General features: G+C 65.6%; 15 protein-coding genes and 1 pseudogene. 12 read left to right on the top strand and 4 right to left on the bottom strand.

Going from position 1 to position 17599, the window contains the following annotated elements; genetic code table 11:
- The first annotated feature begins 6 nt into the window (after nt 1–6).
- The 4 genes and pseudogenes from QMG52_RS15270 (at nt 7) to QMG52_RS15255 (ending at nt 3851) form a co-directional block, all read left to right on the top strand.
- The gene (locus QMG52_RS15270) at nt 7–696 is read left to right on the top strand and encodes a DUF5998 family protein (protein ID WP_283561259.1); all 690 of its coding nucleotides are present in this window, start codon (nt 7–9) and stop codon (nt 694–696) included.
- Nucleotides 697–699: 3 nt separating this feature from the next.
- Nucleotides 700–1944: an alkaline phosphatase family protein gene (locus QMG52_RS15265; RefSeq protein ID WP_283561258.1), complete on the top strand. Its 1245-nt coding sequence runs from the start codon at nt 700–702 to the stop codon at nt 1942–1944.
- Nucleotides 1937–2349, top strand: a pseudogene (locus QMG52_RS15260) (thymidine kinase); the annotation flags it as partial. The gene QMG52_RS15265 and the pseudogene QMG52_RS15260, both read left to right, overlap by 8 nt.
- Before the next feature lie 380 nt (nt 2350–2729).
- A complete protein-coding gene (locus QMG52_RS15255) occupies nt 2730–3851 on the top strand; it encodes an IS110 family RNA-guided transposase (protein ID WP_283561257.1) in 1122 nt (373 codons plus the stop codon).
- A gap of 293 nt (nt 3852–4144) precedes the next feature.
- On the opposite strand, the gene sepH is transcribed toward QMG52_RS15255, so the two are convergent.
- Entirely contained in the window at nt 4145–5533 is a 1389-nt protein-coding gene (sepH, locus tag QMG52_RS15250) for a septation protein SepH (protein WP_283561256.1), read from the bottom strand.
- A 357-nt stretch (nt 5534–5890) separates the two neighbouring features.
- On the opposite strand from sepH, the gene QMG52_RS15245 reads away from it, so the two are divergent.
- Nucleotides 5891–6190, top strand: coding sequence for a DUF4193 domain-containing protein (locus QMG52_RS15245; RefSeq protein ID WP_283561255.1), 300 nt, complete (start codon nt 5891–5893; stop codon nt 6188–6190).
- A 122-nt stretch (nt 6191–6312) separates the two neighbouring features.
- Here QMG52_RS15245 and QMG52_RS15240 read toward each other — a convergent pair whose 3' ends face one another.
- On the bottom strand, nt 6313–6789 hold the full coding sequence (locus QMG52_RS15240; RefSeq protein ID WP_283561254.1) for a DUF3093 domain-containing protein: 477 nt from the start codon (nt 6787–6789) through the stop codon (nt 6313–6315).
- A 101-nt stretch (nt 6790–6890) separates the two neighbouring features.
- On the opposite strand from QMG52_RS15240, the gene dut reads away from it, so the two are divergent.
- The 4 genes from dut (at nt 6891) to QMG52_RS15220 (ending at nt 9560) form a co-directional block, all read left to right on the top strand.
- Entirely contained in the window at nt 6891–7406 is a 516-nt protein-coding gene (gene dut / locus QMG52_RS15235; RefSeq protein ID WP_502920546.1) for a dUTP diphosphatase, read from the top strand.
- A gap of 106 nt (nt 7407–7512) precedes the next feature.
- Nucleotides 7513–8280 (top strand): DUF3710 domain-containing protein, encoded by a 768-nt coding sequence (locus tag QMG52_RS15230; protein ID WP_283561253.1) that lies wholly within the window; start codon nt 7513–7515, stop codon nt 8278–8280.
- Between the two features lie 5 nt (nt 8281–8285).
- Nucleotides 8286–8660, top strand: a complete 375-nt coding sequence (locus QMG52_RS15225) for a single stranded DNA-binding domain-containing protein (protein WP_283561252.1) — start codon at nt 8286–8288, stop codon at nt 8658–8660.
- A 207-nt stretch (nt 8661–8867) separates the two neighbouring features.
- Nucleotides 8868–9560, top strand: coding sequence for a DUF3159 domain-containing protein (locus QMG52_RS15220; protein WP_283561251.1), 693 nt, complete (start codon nt 8868–8870; stop codon nt 9558–9560).
- Here QMG52_RS15220 and QMG52_RS15215 read toward each other — a convergent pair.
- Nucleotides 9520–10194, bottom strand: coding sequence for a potassium channel family protein (locus QMG52_RS15215; protein ID WP_283561250.1), 675 nt, complete (start codon nt 10192–10194; stop codon nt 9520–9522). The two genes, QMG52_RS15220 and QMG52_RS15215, sit on opposite strands and share 41 nt — an antisense overlap.
- Nucleotides 10191–10865 (bottom strand): potassium channel family protein, encoded by a 675-nt coding sequence (locus tag QMG52_RS15210; protein WP_283561249.1) that lies wholly within the window; start codon nt 10863–10865, stop codon nt 10191–10193. The genes QMG52_RS15215 and QMG52_RS15210 overlap by 4 nt, the downstream gene beginning before the upstream one ends.
- A gap of 209 nt (nt 10866–11074) precedes the next feature.
- Here QMG52_RS15210 and QMG52_RS15205 point away from each other — a divergent pair, with 209 nt between their 5' ends.
- Genes QMG52_RS15205 through QMG52_RS15195 form a run of 3 tightly spaced genes read left to right on the top strand, consistent with a single transcriptional unit; the run spans nt 11075 to nt 17537 of the window.
- Nucleotides 11075–13072 carry an APC family permease gene (locus tag QMG52_RS15205; protein ID WP_502920545.1) on the top strand — a complete coding sequence of 666 codons (1998 nt, stop codon included), beginning with the start codon at nt 11075–11077 and terminating at the stop codon, nt 13070–13072.
- 17 nt (nt 13073–13089) lie between these two features.
- Nucleotides 13090–14898 carry a class I SAM-dependent RNA methyltransferase gene (locus QMG52_RS15200; protein WP_283561247.1) on the top strand — a complete coding sequence of 603 codons (1809 nt, stop codon included), beginning with the start codon at nt 13090–13092 and terminating at the stop codon, nt 14896–14898.
- The gene (locus tag QMG52_RS15195) at nt 14895–17537 is read left to right on the top strand and encodes an HAD-IC family P-type ATPase (RefSeq protein WP_349361733.1); all 2643 of its coding nucleotides are present in this window, start codon (nt 14895–14897) and stop codon (nt 17535–17537) included. The genes QMG52_RS15200 and QMG52_RS15195 overlap by 4 nt, the downstream gene beginning before the upstream one ends.
- The last annotated feature ends 62 nt before the right edge of the window (nt 17538–17599 follow it).

Raw genomic sequence — 17599 nt, 5'->3', positions numbered from 1 at the left:
AGAGCTATGAATTCGTTCGGAACGACGGCACATCAGGGCACGCAGGGTCATAACCTCCAGGCCGCTCTGCAGCGGGCCGGCTTTTATCCGCTGCTGGTCTCGGACGTGGTGGATGACGCTTTGGATGGCCGGGCATGCCTGTCCCATCTGGTGCATCTGGAAACCCATTTCGACCGGACCGAGGTGCATCGGCACATCACCGTGCTGGTGCTGACCGAGGACATGCTGGTGATCACCCATGTTGATGACCAGCAGCTCGACGACGAGGGCGAGCAGATGGTGGCGCAGGTCTCCACAGAATCCGTCCCGGTGAGCCAGATCAGATCCGTGGTGCTTAGCTACGTGTATTCGCAGCCGCAGAACTACAAGCCCTCCGACCCGGTCCGTGAACTCACGCTCTCGATCGCGTGGTCCGGCGGCCAGCGGGTCGATGTCGGCCCGGCGGCCTGCGGGGACCCGCAGTGCGATGCGGATCACGGCTACACCGGCACCATCGCCCAGGAGGACATTGCGCTGCGGATCAGCGCGGAGGCGGACGGGCTGCAGGCCGTCCAGGATGCCAAATCCTTCGCGCGGGCGGTGCGGGCGGTCAATACCAGCAGCGCCGCCCCGACGGACACCGAGCCGCATTCGCTTGAGCGCGGCAGATTTCCGTCCCTGAGTCCGAAGTCCAGCCGTGGACATCACCGGCGCTAAGCGGTGACGTCGACCGCCGGGACAGCAGCGGCACCACCCCCCTACAGGCAGGCTCCGCTGCCGCAGCCGCCCGGCTACGGGCGGAACACCATCGGCGAAGTGTTCACCAGCAGCGCGGCGGCACTTGGCGTGCCGGGGTTCGCCAATGCGCTCAATATTCCGCGTGCCCGGCGGATCTGCGTGGTGCTGGTGGACGGGCTGGGTAGGGCCCTGTTGAGCCAGCGGGCCGCGCACGCGCCCTTCCTGCGGTCGGTCATGAGCGACGCCGCGGCGCACCACCAGCTGCCCACGCTCAACGCCTCCTTCCCCTCCACCACGGTGAGCTCGCTGACCAGCCTGGGGACCGGCGTCGTACCGGGTCAGCACGGGATGGTCGGGTACGACGTGCTGGACCCCGCGCAGGACAAGGTGGTCAATCTGCTGGGGAACTGGGATGCCGGCGTGGATCCGCTCGCCTGGCAGCCGCACCCGACCGTCTTCGAACGGCTTTGCGGCCAGGTGCCGGTGAGCACCGTCAGCCTGCCCAAGTTCGCCGATTCGCCGATGACCCGCGCGGCGCTGCGGGGCAGCGAATTTGTCGCCGCCGCTTCCCCACACGCCCGCACGGCGGCCGCGGCGGAACTGATGGCGGCAAATGAGAGCATGCTGATGTACTTTTACTGGAGCGAATTGGACAAGGCCGGCCACGGACACGGCTGTCAGTCCGAGGCGTGGGAACACCAGTTGGAGGAACTCGACGCCGCGATGAAGCGGCTGGCGGCCCAGCTTCCGGCGGACACGGTTCTGCTGCTCACGGCCGACCACGGCATGGTGGACGTCCCACCGCAGGCGCGGATCGATTATTCCGCGGAACCGGAACTGGTTGAGCAGGTTCGGCATACCGCGGGGGAGCCGCGAATGGTGCATCTGTACCTCGAACCGGATGCAGGGGAGGGCGCGCTCGAGCGGCTGGTGGCTGCCTGGCTGAAGCGTTACGGCAAGCAGGCGTGGGTCCTCACCCGCGAGCAGGCGGTCCAGGCGGGCTACTTCGGCCCGGTGCGGCCCGAGGTAAGCGGACGGATCGGCGATGTGCTGATCGCGGCAAGGGAACCCGTGGCGTTCTTTGACCTGCGGCGCGTCCGCAGCTCCGCCACGGACGTAGTGGGCCAGCATGGCTCCCTGACCAAGGCCGAACGTGAGGTGCCGTTGCTGCGCATCAGCATGCAGGGCAGGAGCGGGAGCCAGGGCAGGAAAGGCCGGCGTGGCTGAGCTGATCTTCTTTTCCGGCACCATGGACAGCGGGAATCAACCTTGGCACTGCAGATGGACTACAACCACCGCGCCCCGGGCCGCAGCGGGCTGCGCTTCAGTAGTAACGACCGCGCCGGGGACTCGATGATCTCCAGTCGGCTGGGGCTGCACAGGGACGTCGTTGAGGTGATCCCGCAGACCGACCTGTGGGCGGAAAACGTCCGACGGCGCACGCTGGGGGAGAGGATCGGCTACCTGATCTGCGACGAGGTGCAGTTCTAACCGTCCGGGCAGGTCGAACAGTTGGCGCGCACGGTGGACGAGATGGACGTGGATGTGTTTGCCTTTGGCATCGCCACTGACTTCCGCACCAGGGGCTTTCCCGGCTCCCACCGATTGATTGAGCTCGCAGACCTGGTGCGGAGCCGGCCAAGGATAGGAGCCTAGCGGGCGTTCGTGCTGGTTGCACTCATCGCGGCGATGCTGCACCGCGCCGGCTAGCCAATATGAGGTGGGGGTGGTTGGGTTTGCTGCCCGTCCGGGGCGGCCATTGTCGCCGGGCGGGCCCGTGGCGCCGGCTTGATGCTGGTGTGTGGCCTTCGCTTTGAAGGCGGCGCCGCGGGGCCTATTGCCCGGCGGGAACGGCCTTGTATCCGGCGGGGCAGGGACCGGCCGGAGGTAGTGAGGGCCGGGGCCTTCTGTGTCACAGCGTCCGTGGGTTGCCAGTGAACAACCTCTTGGCTTAGGGCCTTGGTGAGAGTTGCATTGGTAGTGCCACATGTGAATTTTGGGTGGTCCCGGTCATGTATCAGTATACGTTTATTGGGTTGGATGTTCACGCGGCCAACGTTGTTGGCTGCGCGTTGGTCCCGGATACCGGGGAGCTGGTGAGAATGCAGATGGATTCGGATCCGGCAGTCGTGTTGGATTGGATCCGCCGCTTCGAAGCACCGGTGAAGGCCGTGTACGAGTCCGGGCCGACCGGGTACGTGTTGGCGAGGTTCTTGCGGGAGGCCGGCGTTGACTGTGTGGTCGCGGCGTCCTCGAAACTGCTGCGGGCACCGGGAGACAAGGTCAAAACCGATAAGCGAGATGCCCGGCTTTTGGCTGAAATGCTTGCCCTGGGGCAGGTGACAGAGGTCCGGGTCCCAACGCGGGAGCAGGAGGACCTGCGCGATCTGTCGCGGTTGCGGGCCACGGCGGCGAAGAATCTCGCTCATGCCCGCCAGCACGTGAACGCGATCCTGCTCCGGCACGGGATCAGGTACCCGAACGAGACGAAATGGACGCAGGAGCACCAGGGGTGGCTGCACCGGCAGCGTTTTGACTCCCCGGTGCTGCAGTTCACCTACGAGGCCGACGTCGAACAGGCGGAGCTGCTGGCAGCCCAACTCAAACGCATTGACCAACGCGTTGCCACGGTCGCCCGCGACTGCGAGTACAAGGCGGTGATCGACGCGTTGATGTGCCTGCGCGGGGTCCAGGTCACTACCGGGTTCGGGCTGGCGGTGGAGATTGGTGACTGGACCCGGTTCACAGGATCATCCATCGGCTCCTACGTCGGGCTCGTGCCCAGCGAGCAGTCTTCCGGCGAGTCCCGGCACCAAGGTCCGATCACGAAGGCCGGCAGCAAATATGCCCGCAAACTCCTGGTCGAGGCAGCCTGGCAACATCGGCGCTCCTACTCCAGGCCCGGGATCCGACTGCTGCGGCAAATGGACCTCGTGGCCCCGGCCACCCGGATACGGGCGTTGGAGGGCAACCACCGACTCTACCGCAAGTGGTGCGCATTCGATGCCCGCAAGAAAAGATCCGTCACGGCAAACACCGCGATCGCCAGGGAACTTGCAGGCTGGTGCTGGTCCCTGGCCGCGCCCCTCCAGCAAGGGGAACAAAAGCAAGGACACCGCATGAACGCGGCGTAAAGAACGTGCCTTCCGGGCTGTGGCGGCCGTGACGTGGCAGCACTTTGGGGCTAACTCGAGACGCGACTATGAGCAGACGGCACGCCACCGTTGATGCTCGATGCTAGACACCGATACGCCCCAGCCGAATAATCGTCATGCGGTAGCCAACCCGCGAATATCAGTCTGACACTGCAGTCGAAATCAAGACTCGCCAGAACGACCATCACCCCCGGAAGGCACCAAAGGGAGCGGCCCCCAACAACAAAGTTAGGAGCCGCTCACCTATGCCTCTTGACAAACCATCCTACATATCAGTCGCCCTTCGTGCCGAACACGATTTCGTCCCAGCTTGGAACACTGGAGCGCTTGGGTTTCACAGCGGCCTTGCGGTCCGCGCGGTCTGGGGTGTCGGAGGACGACGTCGGTGCGGCCAGCGGTTGTGCCGGCAGGTCCCGGGCTGCCGGAGCGGAGCCGGCTGCTGCCGGAGGGGTTCTGGGTGCGGCCGACATCCTGATTTCGCGGGTCTGCGTGCTGACATTGTGCAACGCGATGCTGTCCGGAGCAGGCTCCGCGGGCCGCGGTGCCAGACTGAGGAGTGGGAAGGCGCGGGACCGGCTTTCCGGCCGGCGGGGGGCATCCGACCCGGTTGCCGAGCCACCATCCGCGGAATCCGCGCTGTCCGCGGCGGGCTCCGCCGCATCCGTTGGGGGGGCCAACTGACGCGGATGGGCTGCCGGAACGCCGCTTGTGAGCAGCGCCGCCAAGGCATCGTCTTCGTCCTCGTCCACCCCGAGCCGCTGTCCACGCCGGGAGCGGAGCATATCCAGCAGACCGTCGGCGTCACTGTCGGCGTTGGAGGGATCGGCCGCTTCGCCGTCGTCGTCTGCGGTCTCGGACTCCAGCGCTGCCTGGGCCTCAAAATCAAAGGGCCTGTCGGCGACGGCGGTGAGCCGGCGGCCGGGGAGCGGGCTGTCAAGCGGCTCAAGTTCACTAAGCTGCTGCGCCCAGCGGTTGGCGTTGTGGATGGTCTTGCGGCCTGGGCTGAAGGTCCACTGGGCCGGTGCAGGCTCCCCGATGCTGGCGACCGCCCCCGCGCTGCCGGTTTCGGCATCAGCGGCGTTGGCAGCAGCGGCGTTGGAAGCGGCAGCGTTGGCAGCGGCGGTGTTGGAAGCGGCGGTGTTGAAAGCGGCGGTGTTGAAATCGGCGGTAACGGTCCAGGTCCCATCCGGGCGACGCCAGGCATCCCACTCGACGCTGGCAGGATCGATGCCGAACGCGGCCAGCCGGTAGGCCACCATCTCGTCAAGGGTAGCTGCATTGTCGCCAAAGGCGGAACGGTACCCGTCATGGGCCGGAACGGCCGCGGACACTTCGACGGCCCGGGCCTGACGGGCAATGAAGTCGCGCTCGGCCTGCACCGGTCCTTCGTACCGGCGGATGTGCGCGAGGTCCAGTCCGGAGGACTCGGCGATCGATTCCACGGTGGCGCCGGCACGGATCTGCATCTGGATGTCGCGCGGAGACAGGCGCGGCTTCGCCTCACCGGTGTCCCGGGGAGTCTGACGAATGGCCTTGGCGGAACGCGAGGCCGCTACGCGCAGCGCCTCGTCGATACGCAGACGGTATATGTCGCCACCGGCACCACTGAGAAGCAGATGTTCGCCGCCATCATGGACACCCACCAACCGCAAATCCTGCATAAGCCCTCCAGCCTCTCACTACATCATGGAAAACTTTGCCACTGAACGCACCCTTTTCCTACTACCGGTGCAGGCGTGGCGTGAAGACATCCGGATCATCGGCCGGTGGAACTGAGGACCGGCGGATCCGCCGTGGGAGAAATGCCGCCGTTGCGGGCACAAATCCAAGGTCCCTGGCGTTTGACCAGACGTGCATCCAAGGATGCCTGATTCGGGTGAGCCGAAAGCGGGTCGCCCGGTCCCTGGACCAGGATCCTCAATCCCGGATCCTTCAACACCCGCCGGTCCGGCAACGTCGGCGGTGCAGGGGAAAATCAGTAACCGAGCAACACCTACCGGAGCGTGAGATAAGAAATTATGGCGACTGACTACGATGCGCCTCGGACGTCCGACGATGAACTCCGTGCAGACTCTATTGACGAGCTGAAAAACCACCGCACCGATACGAAATCGGCCGTGGTGGACGAAGACGAGGCGGAAGCGGCCGAGGCCTTTGAACTGCCCGGAGCAGACCCCTCCGGCGAAGAGCTGCTGGTGACAGTGGTGCCGCCGCAGCCCGATGAATTCACCTGTTCATCCTGTTTCCTGGTCCGGCACCGGTCGCAGATTGCCCGGGAAAACAACGGAATGCTCTTCTGCCGGGACTGCGAAAGCTGAGTACCTGCCGTTCTGCCCGGCCGGCGACTGCGGAGGGCCCGACGTCTAGCCGGCGACGGCGGAGTGCCCGATGCCCGGCCGGCGGAGCTGTAGTAGCGGGACGTTCGTCCGCGGAGGGACGTTTAGGCCGGGGCGGTCAGGGCGGCGACAAGCTTTTCTGGGTGCCTCGTTGATGCCAGCCAGTACGGAGTGCGGTCCGCTTCGTCGGTTATGGCTATTTTGACCACGGGGCCGATCCAGCCGCGGATGCACAGGTATGCCAGTCCGTTCAGCTGCGTACCGCGCTGGGCGGTGGCGTCCTCGCCGCGGAAACCTTCGACGGTGCCAACGAAGCGGCGTTCGATGTTGGCGCGCCCCACCTGCACCGTATCCTCGGTCACCTCGATGCGCGGTGTTGAGGTGAGCAGGAGAATTGCCATGATCAGGAAAAGGGCGGCAGCGGCCAGATAACCGGCCAGCATGCTGATCGGAGCAAGGACCAGAATGCCGGCACCGGAGAGCCCGACGACGACAATCCAGATCCACGGGTTAGGCCAGAGCTTCTCGGAGTAGATGACGGCGGCGGCCGGCGCGGTGTTCATCGCGGAATTTTGGGACATAGCGACAGTTTTTCACCTTTCCCGGATGTTTTCATCTTGGCCGGCACGGTGCGCCGGCCGCGCACGGACCGTGCCGTTGGTAACCGCTAGAGTGATCTGCTGTGAGCGAAGATAATTTTGAGGTAACTCCCGGGCCGGCCGCCGCACCCGCACCTGCGGGCGGCACCGGGGCGGCACGGCTCCAGGTGCAGCTGAAAATGCTTGATGCTGGGATCGAAGCACCCGGCTACGCCCATCCCGGTGATGCAGGTGCGGACCTGCGGACCAGGCTGGACCTCCTTATTGCACCCGGCGAACGGGTGCTGGTGCCCACCGGAGTCGCGGTCGCCCTGCCGGCGGGGTATGTGGCGCTGATCCACCCGCGTTCCGGGCTGGCCACAAAGCACGGACTGACCATCGTCAACGCTCCCGGCACGGTCGACGCCGGCTACCGCGGGGAAATTGCCGTGACTCTGCTCAATACCGACGCTTCCCACAGCATCAGCCTTTCCCGCGGAGATAGAATTGCACAGATGGTCATTCAGCGCGTGGAGCATGCAGTCTTTATCCCGGTTGTCGAACTGCCGGACTCCGTTCGTGGAACCGGGGGCTTCGGCTCCACCGGCGGATTCAGCTGAGGGCCGTCCACCGCAATTGCCGCCAGGGTCGCGGGACGTCCGGACCAAGACGTGGAATCGCCACGGGAATGAATATTGCGAACATAGTCAAAGGAGATACCTCACGATGGTTTTTGGGTTAGGCAAGAAAAACTCCAAAGGCCCGGGCCGGGCCGATGGGACGCAGGACGACGCGAACACCGTGGCCCCCGCTGAGGATCGGCACTTGAGCGTGAGTGACCCCACCGACGTCGCCTATGATCGCGCGGTTCACGGACCCTTCGATGCGGATGAAATTTCCACCCGCGACGGTTACCTTGATCTCGGTGCCCTGCTCATCACCCCGTACGACGGACTCCAACTGCGTCTGGAAGTGGAAGAGCGGACCCAACGCGTCATTGCCGTGACGCTGGACCTGGCTGGTTCGAGCCTTCAGCTACAGGCCTTCGCGGCCCCGCGCTCGGAAGGCCTGTGGCCGGAAATCCGGGAGCAGATCGGCCTGTCCGTTGGCTCGCAAAGCGGCAGCATCGAGGAACTTGACGGTATGTTTGGCCCGGAACTCCTGGCCAAGCTGCCCGCCGTGGCGGCCGATGGCAGCCGCGGATTACGGGTGGCCCGTTTTATCGGCGTGGACGGCCCGCGGTGGTTTCTTCGCGGCGTGCTCGGCGGCGACGCGGCCCTGGACCGGGATGCGGCGGCGCCGCTGGAAACGCTCTTCCGCGCCGTCGTCGTCGTCCGCGGTGACAGCCCGCTTCCGCCGCGTGACCTGCTGGCCCTGCGGCTCCCCAAGGATGCTATAGCGGATGGCACCGGACATGTTCCCGCGGAACAGCCCGCGGAGGGCCAGGGCGGCGAGCCGTACCGACGCGGGCCGGAAATCACCCAAATTGGTTAGTTTCCGTGCCTGACCGTCAGCCCGTCGAAGTGCAGGAGGGGACGCCCATCTGTGCCCTGCCCGCGCGCGGACGTGTCCGCTGCAGCGGTTTTGTCGACTCGGTGACGATCCTTCCACCCGGCCGGGCACCGGAGTTTTCCGCCATCATCACCGACGTGGATAAATATCTGCTGCCTGTACCGGGCGGCGCCGTCAGGCCGGGCGTGACGGCGAACGGAAAACAGAACCACCGCATCCGGGTGATCTGGCTCGGACGACGGCGGGTGCCCGGCATTGCGCCGGGAACCCGGCTGTGGTTCGAGGGCATGGTCGCCCTGAGGGATGGTCTGCCGACAATGTTCAACCCGCGGTATGAAATTATCGGCAAACAGGAGATCTAGTTGAATAACCCCGAAGACCGTACCCGGCAGCCCCCGTCTCAGCAGCCGCCGTCTCAGCAGCCGCCGTCTCAACAGCCGCCGTCTCAACAGCCCCCCTCTCAACCGCCGCGGGGTCAAGTGCTGGGATCCCGGCTGCCCGCGGCCCGGCCGGGCCTAGGGAGCGGCGCGGCTCCCGATGCTCCGACGCTGGCTGGACTGGCGCGGGAGGTGGCCACGAATTCTGGTCTGGAGCGCAAGGACAACGGGCAGATTGATCTGCTGAAAGCCGCCGGGGGTTGGCGCGGCATCGCCGAGAGCGTTTGCCCGGGGCTGGTTTTCGTGGTGCTGTTCACCATCACGGGTGCGTTGAATGTCTCGCTCATTGTCTCGCTGGCCGTCGCTGTCGTGTTCACCGTGGCACGGCTCCTGAAGCGGGAGACGCTGACGCAGGCTCTCGCCGGCCTGGCGGGGGTGGTCATTTCGGTTTTCATCAGCCGCACCACCGGCGAGGCCAAGGATTATTACGTCCCCGGATTCTTCACCAACGCGGCCTACATGGCGGCGATGCTGATCTCGATCCTGGTGAAATGGCCCGTGATGGGGGTGATCTTCGGCTATGTGCGCAACGAGGGGCTGCGCTGGCGTCAGGACGCCGGACGGATGCGAGCCTACCGGGCCGCCACCTGGATGTTGATCGCCGTGATGGGGCTTCGGCTGGCCGTGCAGCTTCCGCTGTATCTCGCGGACCAGGTGGGTGCCCTGGGCGCCACCCGGCTGATCATGGGGTTGCCGCTGTACGCGCTCGGCCTGTGGTTGGCCTGGCTGATCAGCCGTCCGGTGGCCGCGGAAGACCCCGCTGCGGAACCCGCCAGCGGATCTTCTACTGCCGGGCCGGCTTCCGCGGGGACAACAACGCCCTGAGCTCGTCTTCGGCCGCGATGGTGGTCAGGAAGAACAGCTCATCGCCGCTGTCGATTACGTCGTCGATGCTCGGGGTGATCGGTGCTTCGTCGCGAAGAATGGCCACCAGGGTGGAATCCGCCGGCCACGTAATGGAACCGACGGTGCTGCCGATCACCTCCGCGTCCCCGGGCACGGTGAACTCCACCAGTGCGGAGACCCCGGACTGCAGCGTCAGCAGACGCACCAGATCGCCGATTTCCACCGCTTCCTCCACCAGGGCTGTCATCAGCCGCGGCGTGTTCACCGCGACATCAACCCCCCAGGAATCGTCGAACATCCAGTCGTTTTTCGGGTTATTGACCCTACCGACCGTGCGTCGGACACCGAACTCCGTCTTGGCCAGCAGCGAGACCACCAGGTTGACCTTGTCGTCACCGGTTGCCGAGACCACGACATCCGCCTCTTCGAGTCTGGCTTCCCTGAGCGTGCTGATTTCGCAGGCGTCCCCAACCAGCCAGCGCGCACCGCGCAGGCCGCTGCGGCCGATCACCTCCGGTTTCGGATCGATCAGCAGAATCTCGTGCCCGTGCAAAAGCAGCTCCCGGGCGATCGAGGATCCGACGCTGCCGGATCCCACTATGACGACTTTCACTCGGACTCCTTGGCTGGGGCGCTGGCAAGAATGCGGCTGATCTCGGAATTTTCTGCCACCGGCAGCATCACATGGACGGTGTCGCCCTGCTGGTAGCTGGTGTCCGCGCGGGGCAGCATGCCCTCGCCGAATCGGGTCAGATAGGCCACCTTGCAGCCGGCGGCCTTTTCGATGTCCAGCACATGTCGGCCGATCCAGCCCGCGTGCAGATTGACCTCGGTGAGGATCAGCCGGCCGGACGGCTCGCGGAAGTCCCCGCTGATGGTGGCCTCCGGCAGAATCCTTCGGAGCACCTGGTCCGCGCTCCAGCGCACGGCTGCGACGGTGGGAATGCCAAGACGCTGGTAGATCTCCGCGCGGCCCGGATCATAGATGCGGGCGACGACGTGCTCCACGTGGAAGGTCTCCCGTGCCACGCGTGTGGCCAGCACATTGGAATTATCACCACTGGAAACAGCGGCGAAGGCGTAAGCGTTTTCGATGTCCGCCTGCTTGAGTGTTTCCCGGTCAAAGCCGACGCCGGTGACCTTGCGGCCGGCAAAGCCCGTCCTTAACCGGCGGAAGGCACGGTCGTCCTGATCGATAATGGCCACCGAATGTCCGGCGTCCTCCAGCGTATGCGCCAACGTGGCGCCGACCCGGCCACAGCCCATGATCACGAAATGCGCCATTGGCCCTCCTCAAGGTGCTTGTTCCGTGACGTTCTTTGCCACGCGGATGGTGAACTCGTTCGTGGACATTATCCGCTGCCCGATACACGCTGACCAACTCGTGCCCACCGGCGCGGGTAACTTGTCAGTCCTGCCGGAGCCTTCGCGCTGGCCGTGCCGTAAAGTGGCGTTGATACTGACGCCAAGGCTGGTCCCTGCCTTGGCCGCATATGAGCCTCAAAGGTAGAACCGTGCTGACTTTTTTCAACGCATTTAAGCGGGTGCTGGTCGGTCGTCCCTTCCGGAACGACAGTCTTGCCCACACGCTCCTGCCGAAGCGGATCGCGCTGCCGGTTTATGCCTCTGACGCGCTCTCCTCCGTGGCCTATGCCCCGGACGAAATCCTGTTGACCCTAGCTCTGGCCGGCGCAGCGGCTGTCACCTTGGCGCCGTGGGTGGGCATTGCGGTGATGATAGTGCTGCTGACCGTCGTCGCGTCCTACCGGCAGAATGTGCATGCGTATCCCTCCGGCGGCGGGGACTATGAGATCGCCAATGTTAATCTCGGCAAGACCGCGGGCCTGACGGTCGCTTCCGCGCTGCTCGTGGACTACGTCCTGACCGTCGCGGTATCCATGTCTTCCGCAGCCAATTACCTGGCCACGGCGGTTCCCGGGATGCACGGGACCCAGGCCTTGGTGGCGACGATCGGAGTGGTGCTGCTGGCTCTGGTGAATCTGCGTGGAATCAAGGAAGCCGGCAGCGTTTTTGCCGTCCCCACCTATATCTTCATCTTCTGTATTCTCGGGATGACGGTGACGGGGCTGATCGAGGCGGTGACCGGAAACCTGGGACGGGCGCCGTCGGCCGCTTTCGATATTGTTCCGCAGTCGGATTTCGAAAACGGACTGGTGGGACTGGCCGGGGGATTCCTGCTGTTGCGGGCGTTCTCGTCGGGCGCCGCTGCATTGACGGGTGTGGAGGCCATAAGCAACGGTGTGCCAAATTTTCAGAAGCCTAAGAGCAAGAATGCTGCTACCACGCTGTTGCTGCTGGGAGCGATCGCCGCCGCAATGATCGCCGGCATCCTGTACCTCGCTAGGACAACCGGAGTCCAGATGGCGCAGGATCCGGTGAGTGAATTCAGGCTCAATGGCCAGGCTCTGCCGGACGGTTACGTGCAGAACCCCGTCATCAGCCAGATCGCCGGCACGGTCTTTGGCACAGGTTCCATTCTGTTCTTCATCATTGTGGCCGCCACCGGCGTCATCCTGGTCTTTGCGTCCAATACCGCGTTCAATGGCTTTCCGGTGCTGGCCTCGATCCTGGCCCAGGACGGTTATCTGCCTCGGCAGCTGCGCACCCGCGGTGACAGGCTCGCGTTCAGCAACGGCGTCATCGCCCTGGCCGTGGGCGCGCTGGTGCTGATCATCGCCTTCGACGCCGACGTGACCAAACTTATTCAGCTCTACATCGTAGGAGTGTTCATCTCCTTTACCGCCAGCCAGATAGGCATGGTCCGGCACTGGACGAGACTGTTGCGCACGGTCAATGACAAAGTCTCACGAGTGCGGATGCTGAGGTCGAGGGTGATCAACGGCGTCGGCTTCCTGATGACGCTGACGGTGCTGATCATTGTGCTGATCACCAAATTTGAGCAGGGCGCGTGGATCGCACTGCTGGCCATGTTCTTCCTGTTCATGATCATGCTGAGCATACGGATGCACTACGAGAGAGTGGCCAAGGAGCTGGCCGTGGACGAGGATTCCTCGCCCCGGGCCCTGCCGTCTCGGGTGCACGCGGTGCTGTTGGTGTCGCATGTGCGCAAACCGGTGCTGCGGGCGCTGGCGTATGCGCGGGCGTCGCGTCCCTCCCGGCTCGACGCCATCACGGTGGATCTGGACCCGGTGGAGACCGAGCAGACGATCCAGGACTGGGAAAAGTTGGCCATTCCGGTACCGCTGACGGTGCTGGCCAGCCCATACCGTGAAACCATTACGCCGATCATGGACTACATCACCACCATGCGCCGGGATTCCCCGCGTGATCTGATCGTGGTGTACATCCCGGAATATGTGGTGGGTAAATGGTGGGAGCAGCTGGTGCATAACCAGACGGCGCTGCGGATCAAGACGCGGCTGCATTTCCAGCCGGGCGTGATGGTGGCCAGCGTGCCGTGGCAGCTGAAATCCTCCGAAGACGCACAGAAATTTCAGGACTTACACTGATGCCAGGAGCACGACCGGTGAATAACCTGCAGACGCTGACCCTCACCTTGGGTCCGGTGGCGCACGGTGGCCATTGCGTGGCCCGGCACGAGGGTCGGGTGATATTTGTCCGGCACGGCATTCCGGGCGAAGTGGTGCGGGTTGCGTTGACCGAGCACGACGACGACGCATCCTTTTGGCGCGCGGATGTCACCGACGTGCTGGAAGCGTCCGCGGACCGGGTTCCGCACTTCTGGGCCGAAGCCGACGCCCTCAAGGCGGCGGCCGCCGGGCGGTTGCCCGTCGGCGGGGCCGAGTTCGGGCACATCAGCCGTGAACGTCAGCGCCGGCTCAAGGCGGACGTGTTGGCCGAGCAGCTGCGGCGGCTTGCTGGCATTGACCTCGGCATTGGAACGGGCGACCGAACCGGCGGGAGAGCTGGCGGCGGAACCGGCGGAACCGGTGGTGCAGACGGGGAGCGGGCCGCGGGCAGCGAAAGTTCCGGGTCGGCGCTGCTGGCCGCGGGTGTCGAGGATGTTGATTCCGACAGGCCTGCCTCTGGCGGTGCTGACGCCCATGGTGCTGCCCTGGGCTGGCGGACGCGCGCCGGCTTTGCTGTGACAGGGACCACTGACAGCGGCTCTGCCGTGTCGGGCCCTGCGGTCGCTGGCTCTGCCGTGTCGGGCCCTGCGGTCGCTGGCTCTGCCGTCCCCGTGGCTCCCGGCCGGCTCGGCATGCACGCCCACCGCTCGGAGGCTGTCCTGCCGATCCGTGAAATGCCGCTGGCCTCTGTGGACATCAATGCCCTGCGCCTGTGGGAAATCGATCTGTCAGGCATTGTCCGCATCGAGGTATCGGCACCGGCCAATGGCTCGGCGCCGCTGGTGCTGTTGGCCACTGATCCGCAGCTCTCCGCCAAGGCCAGGGGACTGGCCCTGAAGCGCATCGCAGCGCAGCTTCAGCACCATGCGGCGGGATCGCCGGGCACAGCGGGAACACAGGGAACACAGGGAACACAGGGAACACAGGGAACAGGAGCGGGAGCAGCAGCGCGAGCTGCGGATGCGCCGGACTCCGTGGCTGGACCTGCAGCGGCCACCGGCTCGGCCGTCTCCGTCGCGGGCTGGGAACCGGAGAGCGGAGCGCTCACACCCGTCAACGGCCGAGGCTGGGTCTCGGAATCTGCTGCCGGGCATGAATTCCGCGTCAGCGGCGGCGGCTTCTGGCAGATCCACAGACGTGCGCCGGAGGTGCTTACCGGGGCGGCGATGGACTTCCTCACGGGCGAGGCAGACGGGGCCGGCAGCGCGGGGGGCCGCGGCGGAACGGACGGTGCGGACGCGTCAGGCAGGCCGGACGGGCGAGGTAAGACGGGGTATCTATTCCCCGGCGCCGCCGTGGCCGATCTGTACGCCGGCGCGGGGCTGTTTACCGCCTCACTGGCCGACGCAGTAGGCCCTTCCGGCTCGGTACTGTCCGTGGAAGGATCAGTGGGCACCAGCAAGGACGCCCGCAAAAACCTGCATGCGGCGGCCCACGTGGAGATCCAGCGCGGCCGGGTGGAGCGGGTGCTGCAGGCGAGGCGTGGTCAGCCCAACAGCCGGTTTGACGCCGTCGTACTGGATCCGCCGCGGGCCGGAGCCGGTAAAACGGTGGTGCGCCAGCTGATCGCTTTGGCTCCCCGCGCCGTCGTCTACGTTTCTTGTGACCCGGCGTCATTCGCCCGGGACGTCGGCTACTTCCGGGCGGCCGGCTGGAACCTGTCGAAGCTGCGGGCCTTCGACCTGTACCCGCACACGCATCATCTGGAGACAGTTGCCCTGCTCACGCCGGGAGCCGGTTCTTGACGCCAGCGCCCGCGGCGAAGCCGGGTCAGTCGGTGAAGCCGGGGGCGTCGGGTAAGACCAGGCCGTGGAGGAAAACGGGGGCGACGAAATCCACCCCTCTCACGGCGGGCCCGTCGGCGCGCGCCGCTGCACATCTGGCCGCCCTGGCGCTGGCCCGCGGAGCACTGCGGCCGCTGAACGAGGCCGCGCTGGCGGAGCACGGGCTGGATGCCGCTCAGATCCAGGAGCGGACCGCCGCCGGGCTGACCAATGCCGTGCCGCACGAGGGCAGCAGGAGCATCTGGCAGATTCTGCGGGCGAACCTTTTCACCCTCTTTAACGGTGTGCTGGGTGCGTGCCTGGTGATCGTCCTACTGGTGGGGGACCCGCGCGACGCGCTCTTCGGTTTCATCGTCGTCGCCAACACAGCCATCGGTGTGGTCCAGGAATTCCGGGCCAAACGCACGCTGGACCGGCTGGCGGTCCTGCACGCGCCCAAGGCCCATGTGCTGCGGGCCGATACGGTGCTGGAGCTTAGCGTGGGTGCCGTGCTGCACGACGACGTGCTGGTGCTGCGGGCAGGGGATCAGGTCCCGGCCGATGCGCTCGTGCTCACTGCGGAGGGTCTTGACGTCGATGAATCCCTGCTCAGCGGGGAATCGGATGCAGTCGTCAAGAACGCCGGGGACGAGGTCCTCTCCGGCTCGTCCGTCGTGGCCGGGTCCGGGACGGCGCGGGTGATCCGGGCCGGAGCGGAGTCTTATGCCAGCAAGCTGACGGCGGAGGCGAAGCGTTTTTCGCTGGTCAACTCGGAAATCCGCAACGCGATCAACCGCATTATTGTGTACATCAGCTGGGCGTTGATTCCGATTGTACTGCTGGTGATCAACGGCCAGATCCAGGCCCGCGGCGGCTGGGGCCCGGCGCTGGCCTCCGGAGGATGGAAAGGTGCGGTGGTCGGTGCGGTGGCCAGCATTGTGGCCATGATTCCGGAAGGGCTGGTGCTGCTGACGAGTATTTCCTTCGCGCTGGCGGCGGTGACGCTGGCCCGGCGGCAAGTGCTGGTGCAGGAACTGCCCGCGGTTGAGGGTCTGGCCCGGGTGGACATGGTTTGCCTGGACAAAACCGGAACGCTGACGGAGGGCCTGATTGTCCTCGAGGGCCGGCATTTGCTCGGCGATGCCCCGCCGCCGGGCTGGGAAGAGGCCCTCGGCTATTTCGGCTCGGATGACAACGCCAATGCCACCGCCGCCGCGCTGCGGCCCGAATTTGTCCGCACGCCCGCCGGATCGCCCGCCCGGGTGGTCCCGTTCAACAGCGTCCGCAAGTACAGTGCCGTGGGATTCGATGGTTCTCCCGGCGGTGTCAGCGCTCCCGACGACGGGAGGCCGGTCGGTTCGGGCGCCGGCTGGTTCTTCGGCGCACCGGAGATGCTGTTGGACGCGCAGGCTCCTGGCCACGCGCAGACGCTGGAGCACGCGGCGCAGCTATCCGCCCAGGGTCTGCGCGCTCTGCTGCTGGCGCACACCCCGTCACCTTTCGCCGTCGAACAGGTCTCCGCGGGCGTGTTGCCGGGTACCCTCACCCCGGTGGCGCTGCTCACCTTTCGGGAGAAGATCCGCTCCGACGCTGCTCAAACGCTGTCCTACTTCCGCGAACAGGGCGTTGCGTTGCGCATTATCTCCGGCGACAATCCCCGCACCGTTGCGGCGGTGGCCCGTGCCGTGGGCTTTTCGGATGCGCAGCACGGGTACGACGCCCGCGGGCTTCCCGATGATGTGGCGGCCATGGGGGAGGTGCTGGAGCGCGAGCACGTGCTGGGACGGGTGTCCCCGGAACAGAAAAAATCCATTGTGCTGGCCCTGCAGGGGCGGGGGTATGTGGTCGCGATGACCGGCGACGGCGTCAATGACGCCCTGGCGCTCAAGAGCGCCGACATCGGCATCGCCATGGGTTCCGGTGCCGCCGCGACGAAGGCAGTGTCCCGGTTGGTGCTGCTGGATGGCCAGTTTTCCCGGATGCCGTCGGTGGTGGCCGAAGGCCGGCGGGTGATTGCGAACGTCGAACGGGTCGCTAATCTGTTCCTCACCAAGACCGCCTACGCGGTGATCATTTCGCTGGTGATCGGACTGCTGCTGTGGCAGTACCCCTTCCTGCCCCGTCAGCTTTCCATCGTCAGTTCGCTCACGATCGGCATCCCGGCGTTCTTCCTGGCGCTGCTGCCCAATAAGCGCCGCTACCAACCAGGGTTCCTGCGGCGCTGCCTGATGTTTTCCGTCCCCGCGGGAGTGATCATCAGTGCGTGCATCCTGTCGGTGTACGGCTACTCACGCGCCTTCGCGGACCCGGCGCTTGATCCCGGGGCCCAGGTCCAGGCCGGCCAGACGGCGACAACGGTCACGGTCCTGCTGGTGGCCCTGTGGGTGCTCTCGGCACTGGCCCGGCCGTTCGATAAGTGGCGGGCGCTGCTGCTGGTGGCCCTGATCCTGGTGCTGGCCCTGATCCTTGCAGTTCCCTTCGGGCGGGCCTTCTTCGCCCTGCAGATTCCGGGCGGCCGGCTGCTGGCGGCTACGATAGGAGTAGTAGTACTGGGCTGCACGGCGATCGAATTCTTGTACCGGTTCCTGAAAAAACGGGGAGCCGTGTCCGAGCGCGAGTAAGGACCTCCTAACTAGCGGGTCAGGCGCCGCGTGGCAAAGATAAAAGCTGTGGCGAGAGGAGT

It is taken from the genome of Paenarthrobacter sp. PH39-S1 (assembly GCF_030063245.1).
Lineage (GTDB): Bacteria > Actinomycetota > Actinomycetes > Actinomycetales > Micrococcaceae > Arthrobacter_M.
The sequence above is the reverse complement of the archived record's forward strand: the minus strand, read 5'-3'. Positions and strand labels throughout refer to the sequence as shown.